Source organism: Nonomuraea sp. NPDC049784 (assembly GCF_040659615.1).
In the GTDB taxonomy this organism is placed as follows: domain Bacteria; phylum Actinomycetota; class Actinomycetes; order Streptosporangiales; family Streptosporangiaceae; genus Nonomuraea.
On sequence record NZ_JBFAMX010000077.1, the window covers coordinates 19,453 to 29,379 of the forward strand.

The 9,927-nt window shown below is 70.5% G+C and carries 9 protein-coding genes; 5 read left to right on the forward strand and 4 right to left on the reverse strand.

Features of this window, described 5'->3' with window-relative positions:
- Positions 1–20: 20 nt before the first annotated feature.
- The 3 genes from AB0J09_RS18665 to AB0J09_RS18675 all read left to right on the forward strand — a co-directional run bounded on the left by AB0J09_RS18665 (position 21) and on the right by AB0J09_RS18675 (position 4,024).
- A complete protein-coding gene (locus tag AB0J09_RS18665) occupies positions 21–836 on the forward strand; it encodes an SDR family NAD(P)-dependent oxidoreductase (RefSeq protein WP_360692023.1) in 816 nt (271 codons plus the stop codon).
- A 632-nt stretch (positions 837–1,468) separates the two neighbouring features.
- Positions 1,469–2,524 (forward strand): LLM class flavin-dependent oxidoreductase, encoded by a 1,056-nt coding sequence (locus AB0J09_RS18670; RefSeq protein WP_360692026.1) that lies wholly within the window; start codon positions 1,469–1,471, stop codon positions 2,522–2,524.
- Positions 2,525–2,539: 15 nt separating this feature from the next.
- Positions 2,540–4,024, forward strand: coding sequence for an AMP-binding protein (locus AB0J09_RS18675; protein ID WP_360692029.1), 1,485 nt, complete (start codon positions 2,540–2,542; stop codon positions 4,022–4,024).
- Between the two features lie 44 nt (positions 4,025–4,068).
- On the opposite strand, the gene AB0J09_RS18680 is transcribed toward AB0J09_RS18675, so the two are convergent.
- A complete protein-coding gene (locus tag AB0J09_RS18680; RefSeq protein ID WP_360692032.1) occupies positions 4,069–5,211 on the reverse strand; it encodes a phosphatidylinositol-specific phospholipase C1-like protein in 1,143 nt (380 codons plus the stop codon).
- A gap of 108 nt (positions 5,212–5,319) precedes the next feature.
- Positions 5,320–6,228 carry a cyclase family protein gene (locus AB0J09_RS18685; RefSeq protein WP_360692034.1) on the reverse strand — a complete coding sequence of 303 codons (909 nt, stop codon included), beginning with the start codon at positions 6,226–6,228 and terminating at the stop codon, positions 5,320–5,322.
- Positions 6,229–6,259: 31 nt separating this feature from the next.
- On the opposite strand from AB0J09_RS18685, the gene AB0J09_RS18690 reads away from it, so the two are divergent.
- Entirely contained in the window at positions 6,260–7,411 is a 1,152-nt protein-coding gene (locus AB0J09_RS18690) for a serine hydrolase domain-containing protein (RefSeq protein ID WP_360692037.1), read from the forward strand.
- 12 nt (positions 7,412–7,423) lie between these two features.
- On the opposite strand, the gene AB0J09_RS18695 is transcribed toward AB0J09_RS18690, so the two are convergent.
- Both AB0J09_RS18695 and AB0J09_RS18700 read right to left on the reverse strand, forming a co-directional pair.
- On the reverse strand, positions 7,424–8,155 hold the full coding sequence (locus AB0J09_RS18695; RefSeq protein WP_360692048.1) for an SDR family NAD(P)-dependent oxidoreductase: 732 nt from the start codon (positions 8,153–8,155) through the stop codon (positions 7,424–7,426).
- Positions 8,155–8,745: an isochorismatase family cysteine hydrolase gene (locus AB0J09_RS18700; protein ID WP_360692040.1), complete on the reverse strand. Its 591-nt coding sequence runs from the start codon at positions 8,743–8,745 to the stop codon at positions 8,155–8,157. Before AB0J09_RS18700 ends, AB0J09_RS18695 begins: the two co-directional genes overlap by 1 nt.
- Positions 8,746–8,913: 168 nt before the next feature.
- On the opposite strand from AB0J09_RS18700, the gene AB0J09_RS18705 reads away from it, so the two are divergent.
- A partial coding sequence (locus tag AB0J09_RS18705; protein ID WP_360692043.1) for a serine/threonine-protein kinase occupies positions 8,914–9,927 on the forward strand: 1,014 nt, incomplete at its 3' end.

Genomic DNA, 9,927 nt, shown 5'->3' on the forward strand with positions numbered 1-9,927 from the left:
CTCGTTTTGAGGAGTACTTCATGACCCGTATATGGTTCATCACCGGCGCGTCCCGCGGCCTGGGCAGGGCGTTCGCCGAGGCGGCGCTGGCCGCGGGAGACCGGGTCGTGGCCACCGCGCGCGATGTGGAGCCGCTGGCCGACCTGTCCCGGAAATATCCCGACACTCTCGTACGGATGCCGCTCGACGTGTCCGACCGGGCCGCCGTACACGAGGGCGTGGACCGGGCGGTAGCCGCGTTCGGGCGGCTCGACATCGTGGTCAACAACGCCGGCGGGCTGCTGTACGGCATGCTGGAAGAGGCCACGGAAGAGCAGATCAGGGCCCATTTCGACGTCAACCTCTTCGGCGCGATCTGGGTGGCCCAGGCCGTCGTCCCGCACCTGCGCGATCAGGGCTCAGGGCGCATCCTGCAGGTCACCTCGATGGGCTCGGGCGGCGGCGTCGCCTCGGTCGGCCTGTACGCGGCGGGCAAGTCGGCGCTCGACTCGGCCAGCCAGGCCCTGGCCATGGAGGTGGAGCCGTTCGGCATCAAGGTCACCATCCTGCAGATGGGCGGCTACGACACCGGGCTGTTCACCACCGGAACCACGGCCACGCAGCCGAACCCCGTCTACGACCCGCTACGCGCCAAGATGGCCGAGATGTGGGGCGACGACGCGGGCCCCGACCCGAGCACCGCCGCCCCCGTCATCATGGAAGTGGTCGACCTGCCGGACCCGCCCCTGCGGCTGATCGTCGGCGGTCACTCCTACGACCTGGTGCAGCAGATGGACCAGGCGCGCGCCGCCGAATACCGCGCCTGGGAACACCTCAGCCGCAAGGCGCCGGGATAACCCAGGGGCGCTGCGGTGGGGTCTCTATGCGTTCGGTTGCTGCACCCCAGCCGACCAGCGGCGACCGGCCGGTGGGCCGCTCCTGAGGAGCTTGCCGCGCTCGACATCCATCCAGCGATCAGGCTGCCGTATCGAGCAGGGCCCTCTCGGCGAACCGAGCCTTGTCTCGGGTGAGTCAGAGGCCGCACGACCGCTGGAACGCCTCCGATATTGCTGGTCGTGCGGCGCGCGCTCGAACCCGAAAGCAACTCAAGACACAGAATGATTGGTTTGGTGCAGGTATGCCATTTTTCATCCAGAGTGGAGGATGTTTCTGCTGAGTAGAAAGATCATCCTCCCGCGTATCAGGAATGCCCCGCTTTGCGAGCCCGGCGGCTTCCAGGCTGTGACGGCGCCGCTCCCGCAGCGAGACGACGCCGAGAGGCTGCCGCTGCTCCTCTATCAGCGCACGGCCCTCCTGGGTCAGTGGCCAGGGGAGCGCGGGGGTCGGCCAGGCCACCTCGCCGGCTCCGGGACGAAGCCTCGAGACTCATCAGCACACCCGAGCATAGCGAGGACCGCTGGGGTGGTGGTGGGTGGGCGTGGTACGCTCCCAAGCGAGCGCTTGGTTCCCACGCTGAGGGGTCGCCCGCATGAAGTTCTCGACCTTCCACCTCTTCCACCGCTTCGACGGCCAGAGCTTCAAGGACGTCTACGACTACCACCTGGAGCTCATCGAGCTGGCCGAGGAGCTGGGGTTCGACGGGGTACGGCTGGCCGAGCACCATTTCCGCGACTACGGCGTCGTCCCCAACCTGTTCACCATGCTCGCCCACGCCGCCGCCCGCACCTCGCGCATCCGGCTCGGCACGGGGATCGTGGTGCTCCCCCTGCACAACCCGATCCACGTGGCCGAGGAGGCCGCGCAGGTGGACGTGCTCTCCGGGGGCAGGCTGGACCTGGGGATCGGCCGGGGGTACCAGAGCTTCGAGTTCGAGGGGTTCGGGATCGACCTGGCGGAGGCCCGCGACCGGTTCAACGAGGCGCTGGAGGTGATCATCGGGCTCTGGACGCAGGACGCGTACCAGCATGAGGGGAAGTTCTTCAAGACCGGTTCCGAGGTGAGCCTGACGCCCAGGCCGCTGCAGTCGCCGCATCCGCCGCTGCACGTGGCGGCCGTGTCGCCCGAGACCGTGACCATGTACGCCGAGCGCGGGCTGCCCATCCTGGCCGACCCGGCGGCGCCGTTCCGCAAGGTGGTCAAGGCGGCGGAGATGTGGCGGGCGACGGCCGCGCAGGCCGGGCACCCCGAGGGGGCGGAGCTGGTGGTGGCGCGGACCGTGTACGTGGCGCCGACGCTGGAGCAGGCGCGCGAGGACCAGGCGCGGTTCGAGGCATCGTTCGACCGCTCGCGCATCTTCAACGAGCGCAGCGCCCCCATCGACCCCAAGACCGGCCAGGCCGCACAGGGCTTCGAGTACTACCAGAACCGCTACCTCAAAGGCGGCACGTTGTCGGCCGACTTCCGGTGGGAGCAGCTGGAGGTGATCGGGGACCCGGCGCGGGCGATCGAGCAGATCTCACTGCTCAGGGACGCCGGCTTCACGAACCTGCTGTGCGACTTCGGCAGCACCCGCCCGATGCCGCTGGAGGACATGAAGCAGGTCATGCGCCTGTTCGCCACCGAAGTCATGCCCGCCTTCCGCTGATTCCTGGAGGCCGCGATGATCCACAGTCTGTCCCTGTCAGACGTCCTCGCCGACCACGCCCGCAGCCGTCCCCAGGTGACGGCGGTGGTGGACGGGGGCGTACGGCGCACCTACCCGGAGCTGGACACGCGGGTGACCCGGCTGGCCGACGCACTGGCGGGGCGGGGTGTGGCGGCCGGGGAGAGAGTGGTGTGGCTCGGCCAGAACTCCCATGCCGTGCTGGAGCTGCTGCTGGCCTGCTCCCGCCTGGGCGCGGTCCTCTGCCCGGCCAACTGGCGGCAGTCGGAGGACGAGCTGCGGTTCGTCCTGTCCGACCTGACCCCCAAGGTCGTCGTCTGGGAGCCCTCGGACGCCACCGCCGCCGTGTCCGAGAGCACGTGGGTGCGGGCCGGGGACGAGTACGAGGAACTGGTGGCGGGCGGCTCGCTGCGGGACTTCCCGCAGGTGGCGGACACCGAGCCGGTCCTGGCCCTCTACACGGCCGCCTTCGGGGGACGGCCCAGCGCCACCCTGCTCAGCAGCGCCGCACTGGTCGCCCACAGCACCTCGCTGCTCGTCGTGCGCCAGATGGAGCCCGGCTTCACGTTCCTCAACAACGGGCCGCTCTTCCACGTCGGCACCATGATGTTCTGCCTGGCCACGCTGCAGATCGGCGGCACGAACGTGTTCACGCCCGCCTTCGACGCCGAGGAGGTCTGCCGGCTGATCGACGCCGAGCGGGTGACGCAGGCGTTCCTGTTCGGGCAGATGATCGACGCGGTGGCGGCCGCGAACGCGGGCGGCAAGTACGACCTGTCGTCGCTGAGGTTCGTCTCGCACTCGGCCGAGTGGGACGGCATGATCACAGTGGACGACTCTCCCTGGTGCCGGTCCAAGATGGGCGGGTACGGGCAGACCGAGGTGGGCGGCATGCTCACGTTCCTCGGGCTGGCCGAGGGCGGCGCCGGGTTCGCGGGCCGTCCCTCTCCCTTGGTCCAGGTACGCATCCTGGGCCCGGACGGCACCGAACTCCCGCCTGGCGAGGTGGGCGAGATCTGCGCCCGCGGCAAGACCCTCTTTTCCGGATATTTCGCCCGACCCGACTTAAATACGGCCAAGTCGGCGTACGGCTGGCACCACACCGGCGACCTCGGCCGCCGCGAACCCGACGGCACCATCACCTTCATCGGCCCCAAACTTCGCATGATCAAGTCTGGCGCCGAGAACATCTACCCCGCCGAGGTGGAACGCGCGCTCAAGTCCCACCCGGCCGTGGCCGACGCCGCCGTCATCGGCGTCCCCGACCCCACCTGGCACCAGGCGGTCAAGGCCGTGGTGGCGCTCAAGCCGGACGCCGCCGTCACGCAGGACGAGCTGGTCGAGCACGTCAAGACGCAGCTGGCGTCGTACAAGAAGCCCCGGGAGGTGGCGTTCGTGGACACGATCCCCAAGCGCGGCTTCGTCCCCGACTACGACGCCCTGGACGCGGCGCACGGCGGCGGCAACTACCCGGGAACGTGACGGGCGCCCGCCGCGACGCCGGTCGGGCGGCCGTCACGTGCCGTTCAGCGCAGGCGCTCCAGCGTGCGGTCCTGGCAGCCGGTGGGCGCGTTCACCGGGTTGCAGCGGGCCGTGGCGCCGCCGGGCAGCTCGGCCACGTAGTCGCTGCCGTTCCTGGCGGACAGGCCGACCACGGGGAAGTCCGTGCTGACCATCTGCGCGCCGCTGTCCAGCGCCGCCTTCAGCCGGCTCGTGTCGCCCGACCTGGCCTCGGTGAACGGCACGTCGGAGCGGGTGCGCACGTAGTAGCCCTTCTGTACGAGGTCCTGGATCTGCGCGGTGTTCGTGCCCTGCGGCTCGTTCCAGCCGACGAAGGCGGCGTCCGCGCGGCCGGGGCGGGAGTTCGTGAACAGCACCCGCCCCTCCAGGCTGGGGTGGCCGGCGAGGTAGGGCGTCTGGATGGCCTCGGCCTGGTTGTCCATGAAGAACATGACCTTGCCCCGCGAGGACGACAGCTCCGGCCAGCCGTTCTGGAGCACGGACTGCTCGAGGGTGAGCCCCGGCCTGCGAACGTCGTCAGGCGTGATGAGCCGGTCGTCGGGGAAGACGGAGCGGATCTCGGCGTCCAGGGCGTCCATCAGGGCCGCGTCCCACGCCGGGCTCTTGGCCCCGCCCATCGCCTCCTTGGCCGGGTCGGTGCTCTTGAACTCGGTGAGGATCGTCAGCGGCACGTGCCCGGGGTGGGCGTCGGACCATTCGCGCACCTGGCGCAGGCAGGTGACCAGGGCCGAGCAGTTGGTGCCGTAGTCGTGGTCGGCCCAGTGCAGCACCTTGAACCCGGGCTTGGCGAGCGCGGGGTCGTTGAGCGGCGGCAGCCCGGCGTCCCGCCTGACCAGCGGGTTGGCGTACAGGCCGCCCTTGGGGTCGGGGAAGACGTCAAGCTCGATGCCGCGCACATGCTGGGCGGTGAGCTGGTTCGGCAGGGCGGTGTGCGAGTACTGCAGGTTCCACCAGTTGGCGTCGGACTTGCGCTGCACGTCCTTCTCGGCGTCGGTCAGCTCGCGGTGGTAGCTGTTGTGGGTGGCCATGGTCTGGATCTGGTTGATCCGCAGCGTGCCGCGTCCCGCCGTGGTGGCGTCGGCGGCTGGTACGGCCGCGAGAGCGGTCAGGGCGGTGGCGGCGATACCGATGAGGGCGAGGCGGCGCACTGGGTCTCCTAGCACGGGGGATTTACCGGGACAGACCATCGAGCTCGGGAGTTAACGGCTGATCACGAAATATCCAAATGCGCCGGAAAATATGCGGAAACGTCCGGATCAGAGGATGACCAGCGGGGTGACCGGGCTGCCGGTGCCGCCCTCGATCCTGAGCGGTGCCACCACGAACACGAACTCCGTACGGCCCGCGGCCCCCAGCTCCTCCAGCCAGAGCATCTCGACGAGATGCACGCCGTGCCGGTGGAGCAGGATGAGGTGCAGGTCGTCGGCGAGGCCCTCGTCGGCGAGCCCCCGGGCGTTGAGCCCGCCGATGGCGGCGTTGTCCGAGGCCACCACCGACACGTCATGCGCGGCGAGCCAGCGTCCCGCCTCCGCGGACAGCCCCGGCTGACCCGCCCAGTACTCCTCGCGCGACCGCTGCCACACCAGGGGCCATCCGGTACGGATCACCGCGGCGTCCCCCGGCCGCGGCGTGGCGATCTCCGCCAGCAGCTCCGCCGGGATCCTGAAATCGGCGGGCAGGTGGTCGAGGCCGAGGTGCGCTGCCACGTCGAACAGGACACCCCTGGCGACCACGCCGCCCACCTGCTCGATGCCGCACCTGGTCGCGCCGTAGGAGCGGACCCTGGCCGCCGGGTGGCCGTTGTAGAGCTCGTCGCCCGACCACATGTGGCAGAGCGCGTCCATGTGGGTCGTGGTGCCGTGGTGGCTGACGACCAGCGCGTCGTCGGCCACGTACAGACCCTCCCCGATCGGGCGGGTGCCGGCCGCGTAGTCGCCGCCGTCCACGGACATGAAGTGCTGCGGCAGCGGGCGGCCGGGCAGGTGCGGGACCGTCGTGGGGGCGGGCGAGGAGGTGGCGCCCCTGATCGGCATGGCCAGGCTGAGCACCTCGCCCGTGGTGGCGCTGCGCAGGGCGTCGAGCACCACGGCCGCGGTGAGGAGGTTGAGGGTGCCGCGCTGATCGTCTGGGCCGAAACGCCCCCAGTTGTTAGGCTCGTGAACCAAGTAAGCGCTCCCTTTCTCATGCGGAGGTCTGATGCACTGTGATCCGCGGTTCTCCCGCGTGCGCGAGGTGTTCGAAGGGCATCTCGCCGACGGTGCGGAGCTGGGCGCCGCCTTCGCCGTCTACCTGGACGGCGAGCTGGTCGTGGATCTGTGGGGCGGTGTGGCCGACCGGCACACGGGGCGGCCGTGGGAGGGCGACACGCCCGCCTTCGCGTATTCCTGCACCAAGGCGATCACCGCGACCGTGCTGCTGCAGCTCGCCGAGCGGGGGCTGGTGGACGTCTCCGGGGCGGTCGCGGACGTGTGGCCGGAGTTCGCGGCCCGGGGCAAGGGAGCGATCACCGTCGAGCACCTGCTCACTCACCAGTCCGGGTTGCCGGTGGTGGAGGAGCCGGTGCCGGTGGAGGAGTTCGGGGATCCGGCGGCCATCGCTGCACGGCTCGCCGGTCAGGCGCCCCTGTGGGAGCCGGGGTCGGCGCACGGCTACCACGCGCTGTCGTACGGGTTCCTGGTGGGGGAGGTGATCAGGCGCGTCACCGGCAAGCCGGTGGGCGAACTGGTCGCCGCGGAGATCGCCCAGCCGCTGGCGCTGGAGCTCTGGGTGGGGGCGCCGGACACGGTGATCGCCCGCACGGCGCGCCTCAAAGCGGGCGAACGTCCCCGTACGGCGGTCACTGAGACCACCAGCGAGGGTCCGGATGTGCTGGCCGAGATGGCGAGGGCGGCGCTCGACCCGCAGAGCCTCATGAACCGTGCGCTCGGCAACCCCGGCATGCACCTCCTCAAGGGCGGCGCGAACCACCCCGTCATCCTGCGGGCGGGCTGGCCCGCGGCCGGGGTCGTGACCACGGCCAGAGGGCTGGCCGGGTTCTACCGTTCGCTGATCGCGGGCGATCTTCTGCGCCCCGAGACACTGCGGGACGCCGTACGCCCCCGCGTGCAGGGCCCCGACCGCGTCCTGCTCCTGGACACCTCGTTCGGCCTCGGCTACATGCGGCCGTCCATGACGTTCCTGATGCCGTCCGAGACCGCGTTCGGCCACTCCGGCCTGGGCGGCTCGCTCGGCGTGGGCGACCCGGATCGCGGCCTGGCCATCGGCTACGTCATGAACAAGATGGCCAACGCCGTCTCCGGCAACCTGCGTGGCCTCCGCCTGGTGCAGGCCGTCTACGACTCGCTCTGATCGCATGATCGCTCAGTGCATGGTCACGCCGCCGCTGACCGACAGCGTCTGCCCGGTGATGTAGGCCGCGCGATCCGTGCACAGGTAGGCGACCAGGCCCGCCACGTCAGCGGGGGTCCCGAGGCGGCGCAGCGGGATGCCTCGCGCGATCTTGTCCACCAGCCCCGGCTCGGCCGCGGACACCCGCTGGAGCATCGGCGTGTCCGTGGGGCCGGGGCAGACCACGTTCGAGGTGACCCGCGCCTTGGCCGCCTCCCTGGCGAGCGTCTTGGCCAGACCGAACAGCCCCGCCTTGGTCGCCGCGTACGCCCCCTCGCCGCCCGATCCCGCCCTGGCGCCGTCGGAGGAGACGAACACCAGCCGCCCCCAGCCCCTGGCCATCATGCCGGGCAGGAGCAGCTTGGTGAGCAGCATCGGCCCGCGCAGGTTGACCTGCCACATGAGATCCCAGCCCGCGGGGTTGCTCTCGGTGAACGGCTCCACGATCGACACCCCGGCGTTGTGCACCAGGATGTCCACCGGCCCCACTGCTTCGGAGAACTCCTCGACGGACACGGGCGAGGCCAGGTCCACGACCGCCGCCCGCCCGCCGGGCAGACCCGAGGCCACCGGTGCCGCGTCCCGCACGTCGGCGACCACGACCTCCGCCCCCAGCGCGGACAGGTCCGCGGCGATGGCCGCGCCGATCGCGCCCGCTCCCCCGGTCACCACCGCCACGCGCCCGTCCAGGCGCAGCCCGTCCATCATTTCCAGCTCTCGACGAGGTCCGCGGTGGTGGCGCGGGTGGCGAGGAGGCTGATCGTGTGTTTCAGTACGGCCCGCGCGTAGTCCTCGGGGATGCCCGCCACCGCGTCCGTGACGACCGTCACCCGGTATCCCAGGTTGACCGCCTCCAGCGCCAGGCCCGGGATGCCCAGGTTGAGCGACACGCCCGTCGCGACCACGGCGGACACTCCCAGGGAGCGCAGCGTCATGTCGAGCGAGGTGCCGGTGAACGGGGAGAAGCCGTGGTGGCGGCGGCTCTCCAGGTCGCCGTCGTCCTGCAGCTCGGGGATGACCTCTGCTGCGGCCGTGCCCTCCAGCATGTGGTCCGGGTCCTTGAGCAGGGAGACGATGAACGGGCAGTTGTCCGTGTGGGAGCCGGACCGGTCGGGGCGGAAGGCGGCCGTGCAGTGGATCACCGGGATCCCGGCCGATCTGGCCGCCTGGAGGAGGCGGGCGGTGTTGGTCACGACGTCGTGCCGAGCACAGGCATCCACCAGGTCCGGAAATTTCGTGAGATCGCCGACGACGCCCCTCTGCATCTCCATCACCAGCACGGCCACGCGCCCCACGGGCGACCTCCGTCGATTTAGCCGAGCGCTTGCTTGGGAACGACTCAGCATACCACCCGCAACACAGCGTCATTTCGCATTAACACCCGGCGAAATATCTTCAGTCGTGACAACCGCAACCCCAGGTGAGACCGTCAAATCGAAGAGGGCTGCTTATGGGGGTTCGACTTGGTCCCTGGTTACCGTGAAGTCCGCCAGCTCGGCGCCGGCCGCACCGGCCGGGTGTTCCTCGCCACATATCAGGAGACCGGCGCCTACGTGGCGATCAAGTATCTGAACGCCACACTGCGCAGGGACACCGAGTTCATGGACCGCTTCCGGTCGGACACCCACGAACTGGTCGAGATCGACGACCCGAACGTGGTCCGGATCTACGAGTACGTCGAGACCTCCACCAGGGCGGCCGTCGTCATGGAGCTGGTGGACGGCGTGTCGCTGCGTACGCTGCTGACCGAGCACCGCGGGATCAGCCCGGAAGCGGCCCTCGCCGTGCTGAAGAGCACGCTGCTGGCCCTGACCGCCGCGCACGAGCGGGGCGTGCCGCACCGAGACGTCAAGCCGGAGAACATCCTGGTCCAGGCGGACGGCACCAGCAAGCTGGCCGACTTCGGCGTCGTCGTGCACGCAGAAGAGCCGGGCGTGCCCGCGGGCAGCCCCGAGTACATGTCGCCCGAGCTGTGGACGCAGGGGCAGGCCGGGCCGCCCGCGGACCTGTACGCGGCGGCGTGCGTGCTCTTCGAGGCCGTCAGGGGGCGGCCTCCCTATCGGGCGGTCAAGGAGGGCGAGGAGGGGGAGGTGGACGTCCCCGCCGTGCGGGACCAGCACCTGGTGGAGCCGGTGCCGCTGGAGGTGACCCCCGACACCCTGCGCGACCTGCTCAAACGCGGGATGGCCAAGGATCCGTCCGCCAGGTACGCCTCGGCCAGGCAGTTCGCGGCGGAGCTGGAGGAGGACGCGGTCGCCGGGTACGGGCCGGAGTGGGAGAAGCGGGGCCGGCGGCACCTGGGTGAGCTGGCCACGCTGCTGGCGCTCCGGTTCCCGCTGGCCAGGACCGAGCCGGCTGCCGGGACCACCCTGAAGGACCGGGTGCTGCGGATGCCCCGGCTGCCTCCGCACTTATGGGTGGCGGGGGCGACGGTGGTCGCGGTGGCGATCTCGCTCATGGTGTCGGGCGGGCGGCTG